The following is a 23,668-nucleotide window of genomic DNA, read 5'->3' as shown; positions in this document are numbered from 1 at the left end:
TCAAGCGCCGATTAGCGCTTGAACGCCTTCACTTCAGCTTCACGCAGACGCGGGGCCAGCTTGTCGAGTACACCGTTGACGAACTTGTGGCCGTCGGTGGAACCAAAGACTTTCGCCAGCTCGATACCTTCGTTGATCACAACGCGGTACGGCACGTCGACGCGCTTGAGCAGTTCCCAGGTCGACAGGCGCAGGACGGCCAGTTCAACCGGGTCCAGCTCTTCGATCGTGATGTCCAGGCACGGCGTCAGTGCAGCGTCGATCTCAGGCTTGTGAGCCGGAACGCCGTGCAGGATGTCGTGAAAGTAAGCGGCATCGACATCGCTGAAATCGTTATCGACCCGGAACTGCGCTTCGATCTCGTTCAAAGATTGCTTGGCCATGTGCCACTGGTACAGCGCCTGAGTCGCGAGCTGACGGGCTTCGCGACGCTTGACGCTTTTCGATGGCTTGCCGGCATCCGCAGGCTTTGGATCGCGCGGGTTGAAACGATCGCTTTCGTCGCTAATCACTTGGCCTCCAACTGCGCCAGCAGGCTGACCATTTCCAGAGCGGACAGGGCAGCTTCAGCACCTTTGTTACCGGCCTTGGTGCCGGAACGTTCGATGGCTTGCTCGATGGAATCAACGGTCAGCACGCCAAATGCGACTGGAACGCCGAACTCCATGGACACCTGGGCCAGGCCCTTGGTGCATTCGCCAGCCACGTATTCGAAGTGCGGAGTACCGCCACGAATGACCGCGCCCAGGGCGATGATTGCCGCGTATTCGCCCTTCTGAGCGACTTTCTGCGCAACCAGCGGGATTTCGAAGGCGCCAGGTGCGCGGATGATGGTGATGTCGCTTTCGCTCACGCCGTGGCGAACCAGGGCATCAACTGCACCGCTGACCAGGCTTTCAACGACGAAACTGTTGAAACGGCCTACTACCAAAGCGTAGCGGCCTTTAGGGGCGATGAAGGTACCTTCGATGGTCTTCAGGGTCATTCGTTAGATCTCTTAAAGAGCCGGGACGCGTTTTCTACGCGTCCCTCAGTGATGTGTTAACCGCGAATCAAGGACTGGAAACAACCGGTCATTATTCGGAGGGCACGTATTCTACAACTTCCAGATCGAAACCGGATATCGCATTAAATTTCATTGGTGCACTCATCAGGCGCATTTTGCGTACGCCCAGGTCCCGAAGGATCTGCGAACCGGCACCCACGATGCTGTAGGTGGTCGGTTTTTTCGCCGGTACGTGCTCCGCGGTTTCGCGGATGTGCGCCAGCAACACGTCACCATCGAGCGGGTGACCGAGCAACAGCACGACACCGCTGCCAGCCTCGGCAACCGCGGCCATCGCGGCGCGCAGGCTCCAGCGGCCAGGCTGCTTGACCATCAACAGGTCACGCAGCGGGTCCATGTTGTGCACCCGAACCAGGGTCGGCTCTTCGGCGCACACGGTGCCCAGGGTCAGGGCCATGTGCACGTCGCCTTCCACGGAATCACGATAGGTCACCAGGTTGAATTGGCCCAGTTCGCTGTCCAGCGGCTGCTCGGCAATCCGCTGAACGGTACGTTCGTGGATCATCCGGTAGTGAATCAGGTCGGCGATGGTGCCGATCTTGATGTTGTGTTCGGCAGCAAACGCTTCCAGTTCCGCGCGGCGGGACATGGTGCCGTCGTCGTTCATCACTTCGCAGATCACGCCGCTCGGCTCGAAACCGGCCATGCGCGCCAGGTCGCACGCCGCTTCGGTGTGGCCGGCGCGAGCCAGCGTTCCGCCGGCCTGAGCCATTAGCGGGAAGATGTGGCCGGGGCTGACGATGTCTTCAGCCTTGGCGTCTTTCGCGGCAGCGGCCTGCACGGTGCGCGCACGGTCGGCGGCGGAAATGCCGGTGGTCACGCCGGTGGCCGCTTCGATGGACACGGTGAACTTGGTGCCGAAGCCGGAACCGTTACGCGGCGCCATCAAGGGCAGCTTCAGCAGTTCGCAGCGCTCGCGGCTCATCGGCATGCAGATCAGGCCACGGGCGTGCTTGGCCATGAAGTTGATGTGTTCAGGCTGGCAGCACTCGGCGGCCATGATCAGGTCGCCTTCGTTCTCGCGATCTTCGTCATCCATGAGGATGACCATCTTGCCTTGGCGGATGTCTTCAACCAGTTCTTCGATGCTATTGAGCGCCACAAGGCACCCCCTTGGGTCAGGATTTGAGGTAGCCGTTGGCGGCCAGAAAGCTTTCGGTGATGTTACTGGACGTAGGCTCTGCGGCCTTGTCGCCCAACAACAGGCGTTCCAGATAACGTGCCAGCAAGTCAACTTCAAGATTCACCCGGCGACCTGGCTGGTAAGACGCCATGATGGTTTCGCTCAGGGTGTGCGGAATGATCGTCAGCAAGAACTCGGCGCCATCGACCGCGTTCACGGTCAGGCTGGTGCCGTCGACGGTGATCGAGCCTTTATGGGCGATGTACTTGGCCAGATCGGCAGGCGCGCGGATGCGGAACTCCACCGCACGAGCATTCTCGGTACGGGCAACCACTTCACCCACGCCATCGACGTGGCCGCTGACCAGATGCCCGCCGAGGCGAGTGGTCGGGGTCAGGGCTTTTTCCAGATTCACCGGGCTGCCGCTTTTCAGATCATTCATGGCGGTGCAGTCGAGGGTTTCGCGGCTGACGTCCGCCGCAAAGCCGTTGCCTGGCAACTCAACCGCGGTCAGGCAAACGCCGTTGACTGCGATGCTGTCGCCCAGTTTGACGTCGCTCAGGTCGAGCTTGCCGGTTTCTACGTGTACCCGCACATCTCCGCCTTTTGGGGTCAATGCACGAATACTGCCGATGGATTCGATGATGCCGGTAAACATGGAGTCCTCCTCGAGAACAGGGCCGTCGCGTGGCGCAGGCCCGGAATTATACGCTTGCCGCTGGCGAAGGAATGGCGATGACTCGCCAGTCATCGCCAACCGCGCGAATTTCGGTGATTTTGAGTTCAGGCGCATCCTTCATTTGCGCGAGCGGCCAATCCAGCAACGGACGCGCAGACGAACCTAAAAACTTGCCAGCGATGAAAATCTGGAACTCGTCGACCAGGCCTTGCTGAGCGAAAGCCCCGGCCAGCCGCGGCCCCGCTTCGACCAGTACTTCGTTGACCCCACGGGCGGCCAGTTCGACCAGCAGTTTACGCAGGTCGACCAAGCCATCCTCGCCCGCCACGATCAGGCACTCTGGGCCATTGGCGTATTGCTCCTCGATCGCCATGCACGTGGCGACCAATGCAGGCCCGGCCTTGAAGAACGGTGCGTCCAGCGGCACCCGCAGGCGGCCATCAATCAGCACGCGAAGCGGCGGACGGCTCATGGCCAGGGCCGTTTGCTCAGGATCCAGGCCTAGTTCATCAGCACGCACAGTGAGACGGGCGTTGTCTGCCAGCACCGTGTCGGCGCCGGTCAACACTACGCTGGCCTGAGCGCGCAGGCGTTGTACCGCCGAACGCGCCGCAGGACCGGTGATCCATTGGCTTTCGCCGCTTTCCATCGCCGTACGGCCGTCGAGGCTCATGGCCAACTTGACCCGCACGAACGGCAAGCCGTGCTCCATGCGCTTGAGGAAACCTTCATTAAGCTTGCGCGCTTCGCCTTCCAGCACGCCGCTTTCGGTAGCAATGCCGGCCTGGGCCAGACGCTGCATGCCACGACCTGCAACCGACGGGTTGGGGTCTTGCATCGCCGCGACGACCCGAGCCACACCCGCATTCACCAGCGCATCGGCGCAGGGCGGCGTACGTCCGTGGTGGCTGCAAGGTTCGAGGGTCACGTAAGCGGTGGCGCCTCGAGCTTTATCGCCGGCGGCGCGCAGGGCGTGGACTTCGGCGTGGGGTTCGCCGGTGCGCACGTGCCAGCCTTCGCCGACAATCTGCCCGTCCCGCACGATCACGCAGCCTACCCGAGGGTTGGGGTGTGTCGTGTAATGACCTTTGCGCGCCAGTTCCAGGGCACGAGCCATGTAATGGGCGTCGAGGATGGCTTGTTCGGCAGAGGTGGTCATTCTTTCACCGGCTCACGGGCCAGGCGATCGATCTCTTCGCGGAACTCGTTGAGGTCCTGGAAGCGCCGATACACGGAGGCGAAACGAATGTAGGCGACTTCGTCGAGCTTTTGCAGCTCGGCCATCACCAGTTCACCGACGACAAGGGATTTAACCTCTCGCTCACCGGTGGCGCGCAGTTTGTGTTTGATGTGCACCAACGACGATTCCAGGCGCTCGACACTCACCGGGCGCTTCTCCAGCGCACGCTGCATGCCGGCGCGGAGTTTTTCTTCGTCGAACGGCTGGCGGCTGCCGTCGGTTTTGATCAGGCGCGGCAACACCAGTTCGGCCGTCTCGAACGTCGTGAAACGCTCGCCGCAGGCCAGGCATTCACGCCGGCGGCGTACCTGTTCGCCCTCGGCGACCAGACGCGAGTCGATGACCTTGGTGTCGTTGGCACCGCAGAAGGGACAGTGCATGGTGGCAGGCAACAAAAAAAGGGAGGGCCATGGTAGCGCATCCCCGTGGCAAGACAAGCCATAGGGTTTGCGGTATACAGACGGGCTATAGAGCTAGATCCATGGATTTCACCTTGCTGGAGCCGAAAATGTCCCTAAGACCGCTCGTTTTGCTCAGTCTTTTCAGCCTGCTGGTGGCCTGCAGCAGCGATGCGCCCAAGCCCCAGCCGCCGACGCCAGGCCCCGCGCCACAGCAGGCACAGAAGAAAGCCAAGGAATCGGCCAACCTCGGCCCGCTGCCCGCGTATCAGCGTGAATTGAGCGGCACCTTGCAAGGCGTGCCGGCCGGTGCCGAAGTCGAACTGGCGCTGCTGGTGATCGACGACAAGGACCGCCCGCAACAATTGCTGGCCAGTTCCAGCCTGATCGGCACCAATCAGATTTTGCCGTTTCACCTGCGTTTCAACCCGGAATCCTTTCCGGTCGGCGCCCGCGTTGAACTGCGTGGCCGCGCCAGCCAGTCCGGCCAGCTGATTTTGCATCTGCCGTCGCAGGTCATCAGCCAGCCAACGACGCAAGCGCTGGGTCAGCTGCAATTCGTCAAAGCGCCATGATTGCACCGCTCGACCTTCAACAAGCGCTGGGTGAGTTGCTCGGCGACGCACAACTGGTTGCCTGTGAATTGCCGGACACCGATCTGAAGCTTTGGCTGATCGACGGCGACAACATGGACCGCGCGTTCAGCCCGGAAGAAACCCGGCGGATTCTGCATGAGCCGCCTTATTGGAGTTTCTGCTGGGCCAGTGGTCTGGCGGTCGCCCGCTATCTCGCCGAATTCCCTGAGTGGGTCAAAGGCAAACGGGTGCTGGATTTCGGAGCCGGTTCCGGGGTGGCGGGGATCGCAGCAGTCAGGGCCGGAGCGCTGGAAGTGGTGGCCTGTGACCTCGACCCGCTGGCGATTGCCGCCTGTCGGGCGAATGCCGAACTCAATGACGTACACCTCAACTACTCAACGGACTTTTTCGCCGAGTCGGATCGGTTTGATCTGATTCTGGTGGCCGACGTGCTGTACGACCGGGCGAATCTGCCGTTGCTCGATGAATTCTTGAGTCGCGGCCAGGAAGCGTTGGTGGCGGATTCCCGAGTGAGGGATTTCAGGCACCCGCTTTATCAACGTATCGAGATGCTGGAAGCGATGACCTTGCCCGATCTGGCCGAGCCCGAAGAGTTTCGGCATGTGAGCCTCTACCACGCGCGGCGCGGCTAAAAGCTTCGCGAGCAAGCCCGCTCCCACAGTTGACCGCATTCCCCTGTGGGAGCGGGCTTGCTCCGGGCGGCGTTCCGACGAAGGCGCCCTGTCAGCCAACACATCTCCAACGACCACACCGCTTCCGGCCAGCCCCCACCAAGTCGTATAGTTGCCCCATTCACGCTTTTACGAGATCCCCCATGAGTCAGGAAACGCCGTACATCTTCGACGCCACGACTGCCGATTTCGAGCAGTCGGTGATCGAGAACTCTTTCCACAAACCGGTGCTGGTGGATTTCTGGGCCGAATGGTGTGCGCCGTGCAAGGCCTTGATGCCGATGCTGCAAACCATCGCCGAGAGCTATCAGGGCGAGTTGCTGCTGGCCAAGGTCAACTGCGACGTCGAGCCGGACATCGTTTCGCGCTTCGGCATTCGCAGCCTGCCGACGGTGGTGCTGTTCAAGGACGGTCAGCCGGTGGATGGTTTTGCCGGAGCACAGCCGGAATCTGCGGTGCGCGCGATGCTTGAGCCTCACGTGCAAATGCCGCCGCCAGCTGCTGCCGATCCGTTTGAGCAAGCTCAGGCGTTGTTCGATGACAACCGCTTTGCCGATGCCGAAGCCATACTGAAAGTGCTGCTGGGCGAAGACAACACCAATGCCAAGGCGCTGATCCTCTACGCCCGTTGCCTCACTGAACGTGGCGAGCTGGGTGAAGCGCAAATCGTGCTCGATGCGGTCACGAGCGATGAGCACAAAGCTGCCTTGGCCGGCGCCAAGGCGCAGATCCAGTTTCTCGGCCAGGCCAAGGATTTGCCGGATGCGGCAGACCTGAAAGCGCGCCTTGCGAAAAATCCGCAGGACGATGAAGCGGTTTATCAACTGGCGATCCAGCAACTGGCCCGCCAACAGTACGACGCGGCGCTGGATGCGTTGCTCAAGCTGTTCGTGCGCAATCGCAGCTACAGCGAAGGTTTGCCGCACAAGACCTTGCTGCAGGTGTTCGAACTGCTGGGCAACGATCACCCGCTGGTGACCACGTACCGCCGCAAGTTGTTTGCTGCGCTGTATTAACCTGCGTTGATCCAGCTGTAGAGCGGCGTATCCCCGCCGCTCGTCACCTTCACATCAGAGCAGTGGCGCAAACGCACCAGCAAGCGTTTGCCCGACGCCGCGCTGCCGGTCAGTCCTTCCAACTGATCCAGCAAATCCGGCCCGCTCAATTGCCCGGCTTTGCGCAGTAAATCCTTGGCGATCTGCCACAGCGCATCATCCTGATTGATCGGTTTTGCCGGCGCTGCACTGGCCTCCGGTTTCACCACCTGCAACTGCGCACCGAGCCGTGCCCAGTCGCCGTCATCCATCTCCAGCGTCAAATCCACCGGCCAGTCGCCGATGCTTCCGCGTATACGCAACATAAGTCTGCTCCTGCACATTTCTGACTTGCATGCTCCCATGGGACTTGTGCAACGCCAAGCAGGCGGTCAAACTCTCGCCACTTACGTTATAAGATTACATAACAAATTCTTCATTTTACTTTTCGGAGACCTTCCATGCGCCGTCTGCTTCTCGCTCTGCCGTTTGCCCTGTTGCCGCTGGCCGTCGCCCACGCTGGCGATGAACATGATCATGAGCACGGCAGCCTCAGTGCCCACGAACATGGTGTCGGACGCCTGAACGCAGCGCTGGACGGTCAGACTCTGGAGCTGGAGCTGGAAAGCCCGGCGATGAACCTGGTGGGTTTCGAACACACCGCCACCACCGACGCCGACAAAGCCAAAGTCGCCGCGGTTCGTGCGCAGCTAGAGAAACCGCTGGTGCTGTTCAACCTGCCGAAAGCCGCTGGCTGCGTGGTTGCGACTCAGGAACTGGAAAGTCCGCTGTTCGGCGACAAACCCGATGCCGATGATGATCACGACGAGGAAGGCAAGGACGAGCATCACCACGACCACAGCGAAATCCACGCTCATTATCAATTCAGCTGCTCGGCACCGGGCGCGCTGAAAACCCTGGACTTGGCGAACATCTTCAACACCTTCCCGGCGACCCAGAAGATTCAGGTACAACTGATCAGCCCGAGCGGGCAGCAAGGGGTTGAAGTGACGGCCAAGGCTGCCGCCCTGAAATTCTAAATTCACCCCGATCCCCTGGCATCAACATTCATGAAACCGGTTAAATGACCCAAGCACTCATCGAACTGTCCGACCTCGGCTTCAGCTGGCCCGGTCACCCGCCGCTGCTGGATATCCCGGCGTTTCGCCTTATGCCTGGCGAAACCCTGTTCCTCAAAGGCCCCAGCGGCAGCGGCAAGACCACCCTGCTGGGCCTGCTCGGTGGTGTGCAGAAGCCTGATCGCGGCAGCATTCGATTGCTGGGCCAGGAGCTGACCGAACTCTCGGCCGGCGCTCGCGACCGCTTCCGGGTCGATCACACCGGCTACATCTTCCAGCAGTTCAACTTGCTGCCGTTTCTCTCGGTGCGCGAGAACGTCGAGTTGCCCTGCCACTTCTCCAAACTGCGTGCCGAACGGGCGATCCAGCGTCACGGCAGCGTCGATCAGGCGGCGGCCACCCTGCTCGCCCACTTGGGTCTGAAGGATGAAAGCATCCTCAGTCGTCGCGCCGATTCACTGTCCATCGGCCAGCAGCAACGGGTTGCCGCTGCACGCGCATTGATCGGTCAGCCTGAATTGGTGATTGCCGACGAACCGACCTCGGCCCTGGATTACGACGCCCGCGAGAACTTCCTTCGCTTGTTGTTCGCCGAATGCCGCGAAGCCGGGTCGAGCCTGCTGTTCGTCAGCCATGACCAGAGCCTGGCACCGCTGTTCGATCGCCACTTGTCGCTGGCCGATCTCAATCGCGCCGCCACCCCGTCCGAGGTCTGAGATGTATTTGTTTCGTCTAGCCATGGCCAGCCTGGCTAACCGCCGCTTCACCGCGATCCTCACCGCGTTCGCCATTGCCCTGTCGGTCTGCCTGCTGTTGGCCGTGGAACGGGTGCGCACCGAAGCCAAGGCCAGTTTCGCCAGCACCATCAGCGGTACCGACCTGATTGTCGGCGCCCGCTCCGGTTCGGTGAACCTGCTGCTGTACTCGGTGTTCCGCATCGGCAACGCCACCAATAACATCCGCTGGGACAGCTTCGAACACTTCGCCAACAACCCGAAAGTGAAGTGGGCAATCCCGATGTCCCTCGGCGACTCCCATCGCGGATACCGGGTGATGGGCACTACCGAGGCGTACTTCGAACACTATCAGTACGGTCATCAGCAACACCTCGAACTGGCCGACGGCCGCGCCTTCGCCACCGACCCGTTCGAAGTGGTACTCGGCGCCGAAGTGGCCGATGCGCTGCACTACAAACTCGGCGACAAACTGGTGCTGGCCCACGGCGTGGCAGTGATCAGCCTGGTCAAGCACGACGACAAGCCGTTCACCGTGGTCGGCATTCTTAAACGCACCGGCACTCCGGTGGACCGCACGCTGCACATCAGTCTCGGCGGCATGGAAGCGATTCACATCGACTGGCACAACGGCGTGCCGGCGCGCGGCAACGGTCGGATCAGTGCCGATCAGGCGCGCAACATGGACCTGACGCCGCAAGCGATCACTGCGTTCATGCTCGGCCTCAACAGCAAGATTTCGACCTTCGCGCTACAGCGTGAAATCAACGAATTTCTGGGTGAACCGATGCTGGCGATCCTGCCGGGCGTGGCGCTGCAAGAGCTGTGGAGTTTGATGAGCACGGCGGAAAAAGCCTTGTTCGTGGTGTCGCTGTTCGTGGTGCTGACCGGGTTGATCGGCATGCTCACGGCGATCCTCACCAGTCTCAACGAACGCCGCCGGGAGATGGCGATTCTGCGTTCGGTGGGTGCCCGGCCGTGGCACATCGCGACGTTGCTGGTGCTGGAGGCGTTTGCCCTGGCGCTGTCGGGCGTGATTGCCGGGGTGGGTCTTTTGTATGTGGGCATCGCCTTGGCCCAAGGTTATGTGCAATCAAATTACGGCTTGTACCTGCCGCTGGCCTGGCCGAGCGAATATGAATGGACGCTGCTCGGTGGCATCCTGATCGCCGCATTGCTGATGGGCAGCGTGCCGGCCTGGCGCGCGTACCGCCAATCCCTGGCCGATGGCCTGTCGATCCGTTTATGAGGACGTTGAACATGCCCCGCGCTGCGCTTGTGCTGTTGATGCTGGTCGCCTTGCCCCTGTGGGCGGCCGAGCCGAAAGACCTGACCTGGTCGGAAATGATCCCGCCGGACGCCGCGCCGGAAGTGCCGAACATGACGCCGCTGCACGACCTGTCGCAGATGGGCAACGCGTTGGCCGCCGAATCGGCGCCCGCGGCCAAGCAAGACATGCCCAATGCACCGGTGGTGAAAAGCCTCGACGGCCAGAACATTCGGTTGCCGGGCTACATCGTGCCGCTGGAAGTGAGTGAAGAAGGTCGCACCACCGAGTTTCTGCTGGTGCCTTATTTCGGCGCCTGCATCCACGTGCCGCCACCGCCGTCGAACCAGATCGTGCACGTCAAAAGCGAGGTGGGTGTGAAGCTCGACGAGTTGTATCAGCCGTACTGGATCGAAGGGGCATTGCAGGTTAAAGCGTCGACCAGCGAGTTGGCGGATGCCGGGTATCAGATGCAGGCAGACAAGATTTACGTGTATGAGCTGCCGGAGTGACTGACGTCCCCCATCACTGTTTCATTGAGCTGAGTCAAAAGACCGTACCAGACGCCTCCGTACCATTGGACATCGAACATTTTTAACGTCCTTTGGAGCCATCCATGCACAAGTCCAAGCTCTGCGCTTCGCTGTTTGCCCTCGCGCTTGCAGCACCGCTAGCCTACGCCCACGAAGCCGGCGATATCATCGTTCGTGCCGGTGCAATCACCGTCAACCCGAAAGCCGACAGCTCCAGCGTCAAGGTTGATCAGGGTCCGCTGAAGGGTGCCGATCTGGGCGGCAAGGCCACCATGAGCAGCGACACGCAACTGGGTCTGAACTTCGCTTACATGCTCAACAGCCACTGGGGGATCGAGCTGCTGGCGGCCTCGCCGTTCGAGCATGACGTGAAGCTCAAAGGCACCGCCCTCGGCGCGGCCAACGGCAAACTCGGTACGCTGAAACACCTGCCTCCGACGCTGAGCATTGTGTATTACCCACTGGACGCGAAGTCCGTATTTCAGCCGTATGTCGGCGCCGGTATCAACTACACCTGGATCTACGACGAGCACGTTGGCAGCGAAGCCAGCGCCAACGGTTTCAGCAACTTCAAGGCGGATAACTCCTGGGGCATGGCGTTCCAGGTCGGCGCCGACTACATGCTGACCGACAACATCATGATCAACGCCCAGGTGCGCTACATCGACATCGACACCACCGCGACGGTGCAAAATAACGCAGTGGCGCCGGGCACTCGCGCCAAAGTCGATGTGGACGTAGACCCGTTCATCTACATGGTTGGTCTGGGTTACAAGTTCTAAAACTGCCACACAAAAAAGGCGCCTCGAAAGGCGCCTTTTTCATGACTGCGTAAACCTCAGCGCCCCAACAACCGCGCCAGGCCGACACGCATCGGTGTCTGCTCCGGGTAGGTAAAGCGCTCCAGCAAACGCTGATTGTTCGCTCGCGAATGGCGGATGTCACCAGAGCGCGCCGGGCCATAGCTCACCGGCGGCAATTGACCGACCACCGCTTCAAGGGCTTCAAGCATTTGCTTGAGGGTCGTGGCCTGGTTCCAGCCGACGTTCACCGCTCCGACTTCGACCTGCGGTTTCTCGATCGCTTGCACCAGCAAGTCGACCAGGTCTTCGACGTAGACGAAATCGCGAGTCTGCTCACCGTCACCGAACACAGTGATCGGCAGACCCTTCTGCGCGCGCTCGCTGAAAATGCTGATCACCCCGGAGTACGGCGAAGACGGATCCTGGCGTGGGCCGAAGATGTTGAAGAAGCGAAAAATCACCGGCTCCAGACCATGCTGGCGACGGTAGAAATCAAAGTAATGCTCGCTCGCCAATTTGTCCGAAGCGTAAGGCGTCAACGGTGCCTTGGGTGTGTCTTCGTCGATCGACTCGCCTTCGCCATTGTTGCCGTAGACCGCTGCACTAGACGCGTACAGCACCCGTTGGACGCCGGTCTGGCGCATGGCTTCGCAGACATTCAGCGAGCCAATGAAATTGCTCTGATGCGTCTTCACTGGATCATCCACCGACGCCTGCACCGACGCCACCGCGGCCAGGTGCGCCACAGCGCTGCAACCGATCATCGCAGTCGCCACCAGCGCGGCATCGGCGACATCGCCCACGATCAGTTCGACGCGAGGATTGTCCAGCGGCAAATTGCTGCGCTTGCCGGTGGAGAGGTCATCGAGAATGCGCACCGAATGGCCCTTGGCGAGTAAGGCATCGGTGAGGTGCGAGCCGATGAAACCGGCGCCGCCGGTGATTAAAACAGGGCCGTCAGCCATGGCGATAAAACCTATCCAGTAAGCCCGGGAGTGCCGCACGCCAGGCGCGAGGCTTGATCCCGAAAGTGTGCAGAATTTTCTTGCAGGCCAGCACCGCGTGTTGCGGCTCTTCGGCGGCGTCGGGCCGGGCGGCGTGAGCCTGGGCGGTCGGCGCTTCGATGGCCAGCGGATGCAGCGCGCGTGCTTCGGTGAGGATCGCCTGCCCAAGTGCCAGCGGCGTGGTCGCCTCATGCCCGGCGTAATGGTAGGTGCCCCACAGCGGCGCCGAGCAATCGAGTTGCTTGAGGACCGAGATGATCACCCGGGCGGCGTCATCCACCGGCGTCGGATTGCCCCGACGGTCGTCGGCCATCAGCAATTCTTCAGGCAGTTCGGCGCGGCCGAGGAAACGCCCGAGGGTGCCGTCGGGGCTGTCATCGAGCAGCCAGCCGAATCGCAGCAACACGTGTTGCGGGCAGGTGGCGCGCACGCTTTGTTCGATCCGCCACAAGGCCTGACCGCGCAGGCCCAAGGGCACCGGTTCGTCTTTTTCGCTGTAGGCCGTCGCCCGGGAGCCATCGAACACGCGATAGCTCGACGGTTGCAGCAGCACGATGTTGTGATGCTGGCACAGTTCGGCCAGACGCTCGATCGCCCGCTCCTGCCCGGCCAGACGCTGTTCGCTGACCGTCTCCGCCTGAAACCAGTCGAAGTAATAGGCGAGGTTGATCAACGCGTCTGGACGGGTGTCGTCGAGCAGTTGCGTCAGGCTCGCGGCGTCCCAGCCGTCTTGCGGTGGGCGGGGGGCGAGGAAGCCGATGTCTTCCTCCGCACCGAGGCGAATCAGCGCCTGCCCAAGGGCATTTCCGCCGCCCAGTAACATAAGGCGCATTCGCATAGAGTCAGCAGGCCCAGTCTGATTGAAACAATGGCTTTATCGACACCGCTCGCGGGCGATGCCGTCGATAGTTGCCGGAATCGTTGCATTTTGCGGGTTTAGTGCGCAACCGTCATCCGTAAAGTGTAGATACCTGAGAACGGCGGCGCCTGTTTCGGCCCTATCGCGAGCAAGCTCGCTCCCACACTGGATTTGTGTACGCCGCAGATCCCTTGTGGGAGCGAGCTTGCTCGCGAAGGGGCCCTAATGACCACCAGAGGTCTTGAACGGTACTTGCAACTTCCCCGACTCACCCGCATAAATCAGAACATGAATCTGCCAATCCCGACGGACAGCGCCCTGGCAGGCTTCCACCCCGCCGTCAGCGCCTGGTTCAGCAGCACCTTCCCGACGGTCACCGCCGCCCAGGCCCGGGCGTGGCCGTTGATCCGCCAGCACCGTTCGACCCTGGTCGCCGCACCCACCGGCTCTGGCAAGACCCTCACCGCGTTCCTCGCGGTCATCGACGACCTGGTCCACCGCGCAATGGCCAACGGCGGCCATCTGCCGGATGAAACCCTGGTGGTCTACGTTTCGCCGCTAAAAGCCTTGTCCAACGACATACAGATCAACCTGCAAGACCCGCTGGCCGGCATCACCGAGCAGTTACGCGAGATGGGCCTGCCGCAATTGCAGATCAACACCGCCGTGCGCACCGGCGACACACCGCAAAAAGACCGCTCGGCGATGCGCAAAACCGCCCCACACATTCTGGTGACCACCCCGGAATCCCTTTACGTGCTCCTAGGCTCCGACTCCGGCCGACAAATGCTCAGTACCGCCCGCACGGTGATCGTCGACGAAATTCACGCGATCGCCGCCAGCAAGCGCGGCAGTCACCTGGCCCTGAGCCTCGAGCGACTGCAAGCGTTATGCGCGCAACCGCTGATGCGGATCGGCCTGTCTGCCACGCAAAAACCCATCGAAGCCGTCTCGCAGTTTCTGGTTGGCCGTGATCGCGCGTGCGAAATCATCGACATCGGCCACGCCCGCCCGCGGGATCTCGGCATCGAAGTGCCGCCCGTGCCGTTGTCGGCGGTGATGGCCAACGACATCTGGGAACTGGTCTACGACCGCCTCGCCGCCCTCGCCCGCGAACACCGCACCACACTGATTTTCGTCAACACCCGACGCCTCGCCGAACGCCTGAGCCGTCACTTGAGCGAACGCCTCGGCAAGGACGCGGTGGCCGCCCACCACGGCAGTCTGGCCAAGGAGTTTCGTCTCGACGCCGAACAGCGGCTCAAGCGCGGCGACCTGCAAGTGTTGATTGCCACGGCGTCCCTGGAACTGGGGATCGATATCGGCGATGTCGACCTGGTCTGCCAGATTGCCTCGCCGCGTTCGATTGCCGGGTTTCTGCAACGGGTCGGCCGCTCCGGGCACCAGGTCGGCGGCACGCCCAAGGGCCGTTTGTTCGCCACCACCCGCGACGACCTGATCGAATGCGCCGCCCTGCTCGACTGCGTGCGGCGTGGCGAACTCGACACCTTGCTGATCCCCAAGGCACCGCTGGACGTGCTGGCCCAGCAGATCATCGCCGAGGTCAGTTGCCAGGAATGGCAGGAACAGGCGCTGCTGGAGATGTTCCGCAACGCCTCGCCCTACCGCGAACTCGACGACAAACATTACCAAGCGCTGCTGCAGATGCTCGCCGAAGGCTACAACGGTCGCCTGGGCATCCGCAGCGCTTACCTGCACCGCGACGCCGTGACCCGCACCCTGCGCGGTCGCCGGGGCGCAAAACTGACCGCTGTGACCAGCGGCGGGACGATCCCGGACAACGCCGACTACAGCGTTCTACTCGAGCCCCAAGGGCTGAACATCGGCAGCGTCAACGAAGACTTTGCGGTGGAAAGCATCGCCGGGGATGTCTTCCAACTGGGCAACACCTCCTACCGAATCCTGCGGGTCGAAACCGGCAAGGTCCGGGTCGAAGACGCTCAGGGCCAACCGCCGACCATTCCATTCTGGCTCGGCGAAGCGCCGGGGCGCAGCGCAGAACTGTCGTTTGCCGTGGCCCGCCTGCAAGCGCAACTTGATGAACTGCTCGGCGCCACACCCGGTCAATTGCAGCCCGCGATAGACTGGCTGACTGACACACTCGGTCTAAGCCTCGCCAGTGCCGAACAATTGGTCGATTACCTCGCCCGTGCGCGCCTGACATTGGGCGCCCTGCCGTCACAAGACACGCTGCTGATGGAGCGGTTTTTCGACGAGTCCGGCGGCACGCAATTGATCATTCACACGCCGTTCGGCAGCCGTATCAACCGCGCCTGGGGCCTGGCCCTGCGCAAGCGTTTTTGCCGCACCTTCAACTTCGAATTGCAGGCTGCCGCCAGCGAAGACGCCATCGTCCTGTCGCTGTCGACCAGCCACAGTTTCGAACTCGATGATGTCTGGCGCTATTTGCACAGCAACAGCGCCGAGCACACCCTGATTCAAGCCGTGCTCGACGCGCCGCTGTTCGGTGTGCGCTGGCGCTGGAATGCCGGGGTCGCTTTGGCGCTGCCGCGCTACAGTGGCGGACGCAAAGTCCCGCCGCAGATCCAGCGGATGAAAAGCGAAGACCTGATCGCCAGCGTGTTTCCCGACCAGATTGCCTGTGTGGAAAACCTCGCTGGCGAACGGGAAATTCCCGACCATCCACTGGTGGAACAAACCCTCGACGATTGCCTGCACGAGGCCATGGACAGCGAAGGCTGGCTGGCGTTGTTGCGGCGCATGGAACGTGGCGACATCCGCCTGATCAGCCGTGACCTGCCGGCGCCCTCGCCGCTGGCAGCGGAAATTCTCAGTGCCCGGCCCTACACCTTTCTCGACGATGCGCCGCTGGAAGAGCGCCGCACTCAAGCAGTGCTCAACCGCCGCTGGAGCGATCCGCAGTCCACCGACGATCTCGGTGCGCTGGATGCGGACGCGATTCAAGCCGTGCGCGAGGAAGCCTGGCCAACGCCGACTGGCGTCGATGAAATGCATGAAGCGTTGATGAGCCTCGCGTGCATCACCGACGTCGAGGCCCAGGCCCATCCAGACTGGCTCGATTGGCTGAACGCCCTGGCCGACAGTGGTCGCGCCAGCCGCTTGCAAGTCAATGCAGGGCAAGCGCTATGGTTGGCACTGGAGCGGCTGACCTGCCTGCGGGCGATTTATCCACAGGCGATTTTGCAGCCACCGTTGGAGGCGTTGCCCGGGTTCGATGAAGTCTGGGCACCGGACGAAGCGGTGCTGGAAGTGATTCGTGCGCGGCTCAGCGCGTTCGGTCCGTTGCCGCTGAATGCGATTGCCGAACCGCTCGGTTTACCGGCGACTCAAGTCACCCAGGCGTTGGCGCAACTGGAACGCGAAGGCTATGTGCTACGCGGTCAATTCACGCCCGGCACAGCGGAGGAAGAATGGTGCGAGCGGCACCTGCTGGCGCGGATTCACCGCTACACCGTCAAGCGCCTGCGGCGGGAAATCGAGCCCGTGGCGTTGCAGGATTTCATGCGTTTCCTGTTCGACTGGCAGCACCTGTCCGCCGCAACACAAGGACAAGGCAGCGCAGTGTTGCCCGCGATTGTCGGTCAGTTTGAAGGCTACCCAGCCGCTGCTTCGGCCTGGGACAGCGATATTTTGCCGGCGCGGATCAAAGACTATTCAGCGAGTTGGCTGGATGACCTGTGCCGCAGCGGCAAACTGGTCTGGACTCGCCTGACCGCGCGCAACAAGAGCGCCAGCACGGCGCTGCGCAGCACGCCGATTCTGCTATTACCGCGCAGTCAGGTCGGATTGTGGAGCGGGTTGACCGAGCAGACGCCAGTCAGCGAACTGTCGCCCAAGACGCAAAAAGTCTACGAAGCCCTGAGCCAACACGGCGCGCTGTTTTTCGATGAGCTGACTCACGAAGCCCATCTGCTGCGCTCGGAACTGGAAATCGCGTTGCAGGAATTGGTCGGCGCCGGGCTGGTGAATGCCGACAGCTTCGCCGGTCTGCGAGCGCTGATTACTCCGGCCAGCAAACGCCAGAATCGCAGCAGCCGACGCGGGCGCGGAGCATTTGTCGGCGGGATGGACGATGCCGGGCGCTGGGCCTTGCTGCGACGCGGGGCGCAAGCTCCGGTTGTGGAGAACAAACGTCCGGCACCGACGCCGACCGACACCCTTGAACATATCGCCATGACCTTGCTCCGGCGCTACGGCGTGGTGTTCTGGCGCTTGTTGGAACGTGAAGCGGATTGGTTGCCGAGCTGGCGGGAATTGCTGCGCACGTTCCATCGGCTGGAAGCTCGCGGCGAGATTCGCGGCGGGCGGTTTGTCAGTGGCTTGGCGGGTGAACAGTTTGCGTTGCCCGAAGCCATTCCATTACTACGCGAGGTGCGGCGACGGCCGCATGACGGGAGTTTGATTGCCGTGTGCGGGGTTGATCCGCTGAACCTCGCCGGGACGCTTTTACCGGGTGCAAAAGTACCGGCATTGGCGAGTAATCGGCTGGTGTATCGCGATGGTCTGCCGGCCGCTGCCGAGATCGCCGACAAGCAAATTTTCTGGCTGGAGCTGGATCCGCAATCGACTACCCAGCTGCACAACAAACTGATCCGGCATTGATGTTGTCGGCACCACGCCGTTAAGGTCCAACTTGTCGACACCAAACACATCCAGCGGTCCTTGCAGGTTGGGTGAAATCAAAGGCCACCCCTCACCCCAGCCCTCTCCCCGAGGGAGAGGGAGCCTACCGAGGTGCTCTTGGAGCTACATCGACCTGAAATATCGAGTCGAACTCAGGTTTGAAGAGCATGGAAATCTGCTCCCTTCCCCCTCGCCCCCCTGGGGGAAAGGGCTGGGGTGAGGGGGTAGCTTTTGATCTTTGCGCGCAAGGCAAATATCAAATGCCCATCCCTGTATTTTTCCGCATAACCCAAACCCGGACACTGCGCTCCATCAATCAATCCCACCGGAGTTGCAGCCATGCCCATTGCCTTGCTCGCGCTGACCCTCAGCGCCTTCGCCATCGGGACGACCGAGTTCGTCATCGTTGGCCTGTTACCCACCATCGGCGCCGACCTCGGCGTCAGCCTGCCGTCCGCCGGCCTGCTGGTCAGCCTTTACGCATTGGGCGTTGCCATTGGCGCCCCGGTGCTGACCGCCCTCACCGGCAAAGTCCCGCGCAAAATGCTGCTGTTGTCACTGATGGTGCTGTTTACCCTCGGCAACCTGCTGGCCTGGAAAGCGCCAAGCTACGAATCGCTGATCATTGCGCGGATCGTCACCGGCCTGGCCCACGGCGTGTTTTTCTCGATTGGCTCGACCATCGCCACCAGCCTCGTGCCGAAAGAGAAAGCCGCCAGCGCAATCGCCATCATGTTCACCGGCCTGACCGTGGCGCTGGTCACCGGCGTACCACTGGGGACGTTCATTGGCCAGCATTTCGGCTGGCGTGAAACCTTCCTCGCGGTGTCTGCGCTGGGTGTGATCGCGTTCATCGGCAGCCTGCTTTACGTGCCAAAAAACATTGCCCACAGCAAACCGGCTTCACTGTTGCAGCAATTGCAGGTGCTTAAGCAGCCGCGTCTGCTGCTGGTGTACGCCATGACCGCGGTCGGTTACGGCGGCTCGTTCATTGCGTTCACCTTTCTGGCACCGATTCTCCAGGACATTTCCGGCTTCAGCGCCAGCACCGTCAGCCTGGTGTTGCTGGTCTACGGCATCTCGGTGGCCGTCGGTAACATCTGGGGCGGCAAACTGGCGGACAAACGCGGCCCGATCAGCGCCCTGAAAATCATCTTCGCCCTGCTCGCGGCGGTGTTGTTCGTACTGACCTTCACCGCTGGCAATCCATGGTTGGCCCTGGCCACCGTACTGGTCTGGGGCGCGGTTGCGTTCGGCAACGTGCCGGGGCTGCAGGTTTATGTAGTGCGCCAGGCCGAACATCACACCCCGCATGCGGTGGATGTGGCGTCGGGCCTGAACATCGCCGCGTTCAACCTCGGCATCGCCGGCGGTGCGTGGGGCGGTGGCTTGATCGTTGCTCACATGGGCCTGATCCACACCGCATGGATTGGTGGGCTGGTGGTATTGGTTGCGTTGGCACTGACCGCGTGGAGCGGTCGCCTTGATCGGTTGGGTCCGGTGTACGCCGAACCTGCTGAAGGCTCACAACGGATCGTCACCGGCCACTAACCCCTGTGGGTGCGAGCCTGCTCGCGAAGGCGGCAGCACATCCAGCATCGATGTGACTGACACACTGCATTCGCGAGCAGGCTCGCTCCCACATTGATTTTGTGTTGGTCTGTTAAGCATTAACCGTCCGTAGTCCCGTCGAAACTTTCTCGCCCGCCCCGCAGTCATCAGAAGACAGGGCAGTCCGAGGACCATAAGACGGGAGGCGACATGGCGGCGATCCACATCGGTATTTCAGGCTGGCGCTACACGCCCTGGCGGGGGGATTTTTACCCGAAGGGGCTGACCCACAAGCGCGAATTGCAATTCGCCTCACGGGCGGTCAACAGCATCGAAATCAATGGATCGTTTTACGCCCTGCAACGGCCTGAACGTTATGCCCAGTGGTACGCCGAAACCCCGAGGGGCTTCGTTTTCAGCGTCAAAGCCCCGCGCTTCATCACCCACATCAAGCGACTGCGGGAGATCCATAAACCCCTGGCGAATTTCTTTGCGTCAGGGGTGCTGGAACTTAAAGAAAAGCTCGGCCCGATTCTCTGGCAATTCCCGCCCAACTTCAAATTCGATGCCGAGCTGTTCGAGACCTTTCTGGAGCAGTTGCCCCACAACACCGAAGAGGCCGCCGCCCTCGCCCGCCAGCATGATTCGCACGTGAACGGTCACGCCAGCCTGAAGGCCTACGGGAAAAAGCCTTTGCGCCATGCCGTAGAAATCAGAAACGAGAGCTTCATTGACCCCGCCTTCATCCGCCTGCTCAAACGCCACAATGCTGCGCTGGTTATCGCCGACACCGCCGGTAAATGGCCGTACCGCGAAGACCTCACCAGCGACTTCGTTTACCTGCGCCTGCACGGTGCCGAAGAACTTTATGCCAGCGGTTATACCCCCGAAGCGCTGAAACGCTGGGGCGACCGGATCGAGGCCTGGTACCACGGCCAGCAACCGCCCGACCCGCACCTGATCGCACCGCGGCAAAAGCCCAAGGCGCGCAAGTCCCGTGAGGTGTTTTGCTATTTCGACAACGACATCAAAGTCCGCGCGCCCTTCGATGCCCGCCGCTTGCTGGAGCGTTTTCATCTGGATAGAGACCTTGCCACCCGTCCCGGTGAACTGGCCGCCGAAGGAGTGCTGTCATGAGCATTTCCGAACCGGTCGGCACCACCGACGAACAGCAACCCATCATCACCACCGTGCGCAGTTTCACCGTGCTGACGGTCAACACGCACAAGGGTTTCACCGCGCTCAACCGGCGTTTCATCCTGCCGGAATTGCGCGAAGCGGTGCGCAGCGTGTCCGCCGACGTGGTGTTTTTGCAGGAAGTCCACGGCACCCACGAGCGTCATCCCCAGCGCTACAGCAATTGGCCGGCGATGCCGCAATACGAATTTCTCGCCGACACCCTGTGGCCGCAGTTCGCCTATGGACGCAACGCGGTCTATCCGGCGGGCGATCACGGCAATGCGCTGCTGTCTAAATTCCAGATCATTCGCCACGACAACCTCGACGTTTCCATCAGCGGTCACGAGAACCGTGGCATCCTGCATTGCGTGCTGCGCCTGCCCGGTGACGGCCAGGAAGTGCATGCCATTTGTGTGCATCTGGGCCTTCGCGAAACCCACCGCACCGAACAACTCAAGTTGCTGGCCCAGCGCCTCGAAGAACTGCCGAGCGATGCCCCGGTGATCGTTGCCGGTGACTTCAACGACTGGCGCCAGCGTGCCGACGCGCTGCTCAAACCCAGTGGTTTACGGGAGGTTTTCGCCGAACTCCATGGCAAACCGGCGCGCAGTTTTCCAGCGCGATTGCCCGCGCTGCGCCTTGACCGCATCTACGTGCGCAACCTCAAGGCCAGCCAGCCGCAAGTGCTGGCCGCGCGACCCTGGTCACACCTTTCCGACCACGCACCGCTGTCGGTGGAGATCGAGCTATGAGCAGCCCATCGATGGATAAAACCAACGTGGAGCACTTATCCCCAACCCCGCCGATTCGTGAGCCGGGCGTGGTCGACGTCGAATATGGCTGGCAGGGCAACAACCGCGTAGAGCTGCTGGAAAACGGCGAAGCGTATTTCCCTCGGGTGTTCGAGGCCATGCGTCAGGCCAAGACTGAAATCCTGCTGGAAACCTTCATTGTGTTCGAGGACAAGGTCGGTGATGAGCTGCAGGAAGTACTGATCGCCGCCGCTCAACGCGGCGTGCGGATCACCGCCAGTCTCGATGGCTTTGGCTGCGGTGAACTGAGCACGGGATACCTCACCGTCCTGAGCGAGGCCGGCGTGCGCATCCAGATTTTCGACCCGGCACCCAAACATCTGGGCATCCGCACTAACTGGTTCCGCCGCCTGCACCGCAAGATCGTGGTGGTCGATGGCACGATTGCGTTCATCGGCGGCATCAACTTTTCGGCCGACCATTTGGCCGACTTCGGCCCTGAGGCCAAGCAGGATTATTCCGTTGAAGTGCAAGGACCGGCGGTGGCCGACATCCATCACTTCGCCTTGCTGCAATGCGGTCGCCCGGCTCGCGCCAAATACTGGTGGCAACGCCGCAGACAACGGCGCTCGGAGCTGGCGTTCACTGATCATGACGGCCAGGTTCGTCTGGTGTACCGCGACAATGGCGAGCACCCGACCGACATCGAAGAGGTTTACCGGCAGGTGCTGCGCAGTGCCCAGCGCCGAGTGGTGATCGCCAATGCCTACTTCTTTCCGGGCTATCGCCTGCTGCGCGAGATCCGCAACGCGGCACGCCGTGGCGTCAATGTACGGCTGATCCTGCAAGGCCAGCCCGATATGCGGGTGGCCAAACTCGCGGCGCGCATGACCTATGACTACCTGCTCAAATCCGGCGTGCAGATTTACGAATATTGCGACCGTCCGCTGCACGGCAAAGTCGCGCTGGTGGATGAGGACTGGAGCACGGTCGGTTCGAGCAACCTCGACCCGTTGAGCCTGTCCTTGAACCTGGAAGCCAATGTGTTGATCCGCGATCGCGCCTTCAACCGCGACCTGTTCGAGCGCCTCGAAGACCTGAGTGACAACCATTGCAAGGTCATGTCCGCAGACAAGTCCCCGCGCGGGCGGGTCTGGCACATGACCGTCGGTTTTCTGGTGTTTCACTTCCTGCGGCACTTCCCCGCCTGGGCCGGTTGGCTGCCGGCGCACAAACCGCGCCTGAAACCTTTTTCCCATTCCGCCGGGAGTGACACCTGATGAGCCACTCTGATACACAACCGGCGACCCACGCCGAGACACCGCCCAAATCCCGCTGGAGCCGCTGGAAACGGCCGCTGACGATGCTGTTCTTCCTGGCGCTGATCGTGCTGTTCACGATGCTTGCCCAGCGCATCGAATGGGATGAAGTGTTCGACAACCTCGCAGATTTCAAGGTGCGCACACTGATCATCGCGTCCGGTCTGACCTTGGTGAGTTTTCTGGTCTATGCCTGCTTCGACTTGATCGGCCGTACCTACATTCGCCAGGACCTGACGTGGAAGCAGATCCTGCCGGTGGGGATTATCAGCTATGCCTTCAACCTCAATCTGAGCGCTTGGGTCGGCGGTATTGCCATGCGTTATCGGCTGTATTCGCGACTCGGGGTGAGCAAGGGCAACATCGCGAAAATTCTCGGGTTGAGCCTCGCGACCAACTGGTTCGGTTACATGGTGATTGCCGGTGCGGTGTTCAGCAGCGGACTGGTGCGAATGCCGCCAGGCTGGAAGCTGAGCACTGATGCGTTGCAAGGTGTGGGGGTGTTGTTGCTGCTGGTGAGCGCGGGGTATCTGGCGGCGTGTCAGTTTTCCAAGCGTCGGGAATGGGCGATACGCGGGGTGGAAATCGACCTGCCGTCCCTGCGCATGGCAGTGCTGCAACTGGCGCTCGGGGCGCTGAACTGGTCGCTGATGGCAGCGGTGATTTTCACCCTGCTGCCGAGCAAGCTGGATTACCCGCTGGTGCTTGGGGTGTTGCTGATCAGCGCGATTGCCGGGGTCATTACGCACATTCCCGCCGGGCTTGGCGTGCTTGAAGCGGTGTTCGTGGCGCTGCTGCAACATGAAGTGTCCCGAGGCAGCCTGGTGGCCGGATTGCTGGCCTATCGGGCGATCTATTTCATCTTGCCGCTACTGATTACCCTGGTGATGTACCTGATCGTGGAAGCCAAGGCCAAGTCATTGCGGATCGCGAAAAAGCCCCGGGATTAGAAGCAACATCAAAAGATCGCAGCCTCGTTTCACTCGACAGCTCCTACAGGGGATCGCGTAGACCTGTAGGAGCTGCCGTGTAGTGGTCGAATATTTTTGGACCATGATGTAGGAGCGTCGACTTTAGGAATCATCATGGGATATCGGGTTGTTACATCTGAGGAAAAAGCGGAGGCGATCCGTTTGGTTGTGGAGATGGATTACT

23 protein-coding genes are annotated in these 23,668 nt (G+C 61.4%); 14 read left to right on the top strand and 9 right to left on the bottom strand.

Annotated elements, in window-relative coordinates:
- Positions 1-11: 11 nt before the first annotated feature.
- The 6 genes from nusB to nrdR form a co-directional block, all read right to left on the bottom strand.
- Positions 12-512, bottom strand: a complete 501-nt coding sequence (gene nusB / locus KGB23_RS24630) for a transcription antitermination factor NusB (RefSeq protein WP_008153530.1) — start codon at positions 510-512, stop codon at positions 12-14.
- On the bottom strand, positions 509-985 hold the full coding sequence (gene ribE, locus KGB23_RS24625) for a 6,7-dimethyl-8-ribityllumazine synthase (RefSeq protein WP_003185938.1): 477 nt from the start codon (positions 983-985) through the stop codon (positions 509-511). The genes nusB and ribE overlap by 4 nt, the downstream gene beginning before the upstream one ends.
- Before the next feature lie 91 nt (positions 986-1,076).
- The gene (ribBA, locus tag KGB23_RS24620; RefSeq protein ID WP_033059428.1) at positions 1,077-2,168 is read right to left on the bottom strand and encodes a bifunctional 3,4-dihydroxy-2-butanone-4-phosphate synthase/GTP cyclohydrolase II; all 1,092 of its coding nucleotides are present in this window, start codon (positions 2,166-2,168) and stop codon (positions 1,077-1,079) included.
- Between the two features lie 16 nt (positions 2,169-2,184).
- Positions 2,185-2,847, bottom strand: a complete 663-nt coding sequence (locus tag KGB23_RS24615) for a riboflavin synthase (protein ID WP_223432924.1) — start codon at positions 2,845-2,847, stop codon at positions 2,185-2,187.
- 46 nt (positions 2,848-2,893) lie between these two features.
- A complete protein-coding gene (gene ribD, locus KGB23_RS24610; RefSeq protein WP_223432923.1) occupies positions 2,894-4,027 on the bottom strand; it encodes a bifunctional diaminohydroxyphosphoribosylaminopyrimidine deaminase/5-amino-6-(5-phosphoribosylamino)uracil reductase RibD in 1,134 nt (377 codons plus the stop codon).
- Positions 4,024-4,488 (bottom strand): transcriptional regulator NrdR, encoded by a 465-nt coding sequence (gene nrdR / locus KGB23_RS24605; RefSeq protein ID WP_003228656.1) that lies wholly within the window; start codon positions 4,486-4,488, stop codon positions 4,024-4,026. The genes ribD and nrdR overlap by 4 nt, the downstream gene beginning before the upstream one ends.
- 128 nt (positions 4,489-4,616) lie before the next feature.
- Between nrdR and KGB23_RS24600 the strand changes: the two genes are divergently transcribed.
- The 3 genes from KGB23_RS24600 to trxA all read left to right on the top strand — a co-directional run bounded on the left by KGB23_RS24600 (position 4,617) and on the right by trxA (position 6,789).
- The gene (locus tag KGB23_RS24600) at positions 4,617-5,081 is read left to right on the top strand and encodes a YbaY family lipoprotein (protein WP_223432922.1); all 465 of its coding nucleotides are present in this window, start codon (positions 4,617-4,619) and stop codon (positions 5,079-5,081) included.
- Positions 5,078-5,734, top strand: a complete 657-nt coding sequence (locus KGB23_RS24595) for a class I SAM-dependent methyltransferase (RefSeq protein ID WP_223432921.1) — start codon at positions 5,078-5,080, stop codon at positions 5,732-5,734. Before KGB23_RS24600 ends, KGB23_RS24595 begins: the two co-directional genes overlap by 4 nt.
- A gap of 182 nt (positions 5,735-5,916) precedes the next feature.
- Positions 5,917-6,789, top strand: a complete 873-nt coding sequence (gene trxA / locus KGB23_RS24590; RefSeq protein ID WP_223432920.1) for a thioredoxin — start codon at positions 5,917-5,919, stop codon at positions 6,787-6,789.
- On the opposite strand, the gene KGB23_RS24585 is transcribed toward trxA, so the two are convergent.
- Entirely contained in the window at positions 6,786-7,133 is a 348-nt protein-coding gene (locus KGB23_RS24585) for a hypothetical protein (RefSeq protein ID WP_223432919.1), read from the bottom strand. The genes trxA and KGB23_RS24585 overlap by 4 nt on opposite strands.
- Before the next feature lie 135 nt (positions 7,134-7,268).
- Between KGB23_RS24585 and KGB23_RS24580 the strand changes: the two genes are divergently transcribed.
- The 5 genes from KGB23_RS24580 to KGB23_RS24560 all read left to right on the top strand — a co-directional run bounded on the left by KGB23_RS24580 (position 7,269) and on the right by KGB23_RS24560 (position 11,202).
- Positions 7,269-7,847 (top strand): DUF2796 domain-containing protein, encoded by a 579-nt coding sequence (locus tag KGB23_RS24580; protein ID WP_223432918.1) that lies wholly within the window; start codon positions 7,269-7,271, stop codon positions 7,845-7,847.
- A gap of 44 nt (positions 7,848-7,891) precedes the next feature.
- Positions 7,892-8,602 carry an ABC transporter ATP-binding protein gene (locus KGB23_RS24575; protein WP_056743679.1) on the top strand — a complete coding sequence of 237 codons (711 nt, stop codon included), beginning with the start codon at positions 7,892-7,894 and terminating at the stop codon, positions 8,600-8,602.
- A gap of 1 nt (position 8,603) precedes the next feature.
- Positions 8,604-9,869, top strand: a complete 1,266-nt coding sequence (locus tag KGB23_RS24570; protein ID WP_150658313.1) for an ABC transporter permease — start codon at positions 8,604-8,606, stop codon at positions 9,867-9,869.
- 11 nt (positions 9,870-9,880) lie between these two features.
- Entirely contained in the window at positions 9,881-10,399 is a 519-nt protein-coding gene (locus KGB23_RS24565) for a DUF3299 domain-containing protein (RefSeq protein WP_223432917.1), read from the top strand.
- Between the two features lie 104 nt (positions 10,400-10,503).
- Positions 10,504-11,202, top strand: coding sequence for an OmpW/AlkL family protein (locus KGB23_RS24560; protein WP_223432916.1), 699 nt, complete (start codon positions 10,504-10,506; stop codon positions 11,200-11,202).
- Positions 11,203-11,258: 56 nt separating this feature from the next.
- Here the strand turns inward: KGB23_RS24560 and KGB23_RS24555 are convergent, their stop codons facing one another.
- Positions 11,259-12,188 (bottom strand): NAD-dependent epimerase/dehydratase family protein, encoded by a 930-nt coding sequence (locus tag KGB23_RS24555; protein WP_223432915.1) that lies wholly within the window; start codon positions 12,186-12,188, stop codon positions 11,259-11,261.
- A complete protein-coding gene (locus KGB23_RS24550) occupies positions 12,181-13,065 on the bottom strand; it encodes a sugar nucleotide-binding protein (protein ID WP_046047341.1) in 885 nt (294 codons plus the stop codon). The genes KGB23_RS24555 and KGB23_RS24550 overlap by 8 nt, the downstream gene beginning before the upstream one ends.
- A gap of 309 nt (positions 13,066-13,374) precedes the next feature.
- Between KGB23_RS24550 and KGB23_RS24545 the strand changes: the two genes are divergently transcribed.
- From KGB23_RS24545 to KGB23_RS24520, 6 genes are all read left to right on the top strand, one after another.
- On the top strand, positions 13,375-17,691 hold the full coding sequence (locus tag KGB23_RS24545) for a DEAD/DEAH box helicase (RefSeq protein WP_223432914.1): 4,317 nt from the start codon (positions 13,375-13,377) through the stop codon (positions 17,689-17,691).
- A 360-nt stretch (positions 17,692-18,051) separates the two neighbouring features.
- Entirely contained in the window at positions 18,052-19,263 is a 1,212-nt protein-coding gene (locus KGB23_RS24540; protein ID WP_223432913.1) for an MFS transporter, read from the top strand.
- A 210-nt stretch (positions 19,264-19,473) separates the two neighbouring features.
- On the top strand, positions 19,474-20,400 hold the full coding sequence (locus KGB23_RS24535; RefSeq protein WP_223432912.1) for a DUF72 domain-containing protein: 927 nt from the start codon (positions 19,474-19,476) through the stop codon (positions 20,398-20,400).
- Positions 20,397-21,194 (top strand): endonuclease/exonuclease/phosphatase family protein, encoded by a 798-nt coding sequence (locus tag KGB23_RS24530; protein WP_223432911.1) that lies wholly within the window; start codon positions 20,397-20,399, stop codon positions 21,192-21,194. The genes KGB23_RS24535 and KGB23_RS24530 overlap by 4 nt, the downstream gene beginning before the upstream one ends.
- Complete coding sequence (gene clsB / locus KGB23_RS24525) at positions 21,191-22,474, top strand: cardiolipin synthase ClsB (RefSeq protein ID WP_223432910.1); 1,284 nt, start codon at positions 21,191-21,193, stop codon at positions 22,472-22,474. Before KGB23_RS24530 ends, clsB begins: the two co-directional genes overlap by 4 nt.
- Positions 22,474-23,463: a lysylphosphatidylglycerol synthase domain-containing protein gene (locus KGB23_RS24520; protein WP_223432909.1), complete on the top strand. Its 990-nt coding sequence runs from the start codon at positions 22,474-22,476 to the stop codon at positions 23,461-23,463. Before clsB ends, KGB23_RS24520 begins: the two co-directional genes overlap by 1 nt.
- The last annotated feature ends 205 nt before the right edge of the window (positions 23,464-23,668 follow it).

The sequence above is a fragment of the Pseudomonas sp. GL-B-26 genome (genome assembly GCF_019947405.1).
Classification (GTDB): Bacteria; Pseudomonadota; Gammaproteobacteria; order Pseudomonadales; family Pseudomonadaceae; genus Aquipseudomonas.
This window is presented reverse-complemented; position numbering and strand designations above follow the sequence as displayed.

Excerpts from the sequence above, each read along its gene's own strand:
- ribE (WP_003185938.1), bottom strand. The coding sequence starts at position 985 with ATGACCCTGAAGACCATCGAAGGTACCTTCATCGCCCCTAAAGGCCGC.
- KGB23_RS24615 (WP_223432924.1), bottom strand. The coding sequence starts at position 2,847 with ATGTTTACCGGCATCATCGAATCCATCGGCAGTATTCGTGCATTGACC.
- ribD (WP_223432923.1), bottom strand. The coding sequence starts at position 4,027 with ATGACCACCTCTGCCGAACAAGCCATCCTCGACGCCCATTACATGGCT.
- nrdR (WP_003228656.1), bottom strand. The coding sequence starts at position 4,488 with ATGCACTGTCCCTTCTGCGGTGCCAACGACACCAAGGTCATCGACTCG.
- KGB23_RS24600 (WP_223432922.1), top strand. The coding sequence starts at position 4,617 with ATGTCCCTAAGACCGCTCGTTTTGCTCAGTCTTTTCAGCCTGCTGGTG.
- KGB23_RS24595 (WP_223432921.1), top strand. The coding sequence starts at position 5,078 with ATGATTGCACCGCTCGACCTTCAACAAGCGCTGGGTGAGTTGCTCGGC.
- trxA (WP_223432920.1), top strand. The coding sequence starts at position 5,917 with ATGAGTCAGGAAACGCCGTACATCTTCGACGCCACGACTGCCGATTTC.
- KGB23_RS24585 (WP_223432919.1), bottom strand. The coding sequence starts at position 7,133 with ATGTTGCGTATACGCGGAAGCATCGGCGACTGGCCGGTGGATTTGACG.
- KGB23_RS24580 (WP_223432918.1), top strand. The coding sequence starts at position 7,269 with ATGCGCCGTCTGCTTCTCGCTCTGCCGTTTGCCCTGTTGCCGCTGGCC.
- KGB23_RS24575 (WP_056743679.1), top strand. The coding sequence starts at position 7,892 with ATGACCCAAGCACTCATCGAACTGTCCGACCTCGGCTTCAGCTGGCCC.
- KGB23_RS24570 (WP_150658313.1), top strand. The coding sequence starts at position 8,604 with ATGTATTTGTTTCGTCTAGCCATGGCCAGCCTGGCTAACCGCCGCTTC.
- KGB23_RS24565 (WP_223432917.1), top strand. The coding sequence starts at position 9,881 with ATGCCCCGCGCTGCGCTTGTGCTGTTGATGCTGGTCGCCTTGCCCCTG.
- KGB23_RS24560 (WP_223432916.1), top strand. The coding sequence starts at position 10,504 with ATGCACAAGTCCAAGCTCTGCGCTTCGCTGTTTGCCCTCGCGCTTGCA.
- KGB23_RS24555 (WP_223432915.1), bottom strand. The coding sequence starts at position 12,188 with ATGGCTGACGGCCCTGTTTTAATCACCGGCGGCGCCGGTTTCATCGGC.
- KGB23_RS24550 (WP_046047341.1), bottom strand. The coding sequence starts at position 13,065 with ATGCGAATGCGCCTTATGTTACTGGGCGGCGGAAATGCCCTTGGGCAG.
- KGB23_RS24545 (WP_223432914.1), top strand. The coding sequence starts at position 13,375 with ATGAATCTGCCAATCCCGACGGACAGCGCCCTGGCAGGCTTCCACCCC.
- KGB23_RS24540 (WP_223432913.1), top strand. The coding sequence starts at position 18,052 with ATGCCCATTGCCTTGCTCGCGCTGACCCTCAGCGCCTTCGCCATCGGG.
- KGB23_RS24535 (WP_223432912.1), top strand. The coding sequence starts at position 19,474 with ATGGCGGCGATCCACATCGGTATTTCAGGCTGGCGCTACACGCCCTGG.
- KGB23_RS24530 (WP_223432911.1), top strand. The coding sequence starts at position 20,397 with ATGAGCATTTCCGAACCGGTCGGCACCACCGACGAACAGCAACCCATC.
- clsB (WP_223432910.1), top strand. The coding sequence starts at position 21,191 with ATGAGCAGCCCATCGATGGATAAAACCAACGTGGAGCACTTATCCCCA.
- KGB23_RS24520 (WP_223432909.1), top strand. The coding sequence starts at position 22,474 with ATGAGCCACTCTGATACACAACCGGCGACCCACGCCGAGACACCGCCC.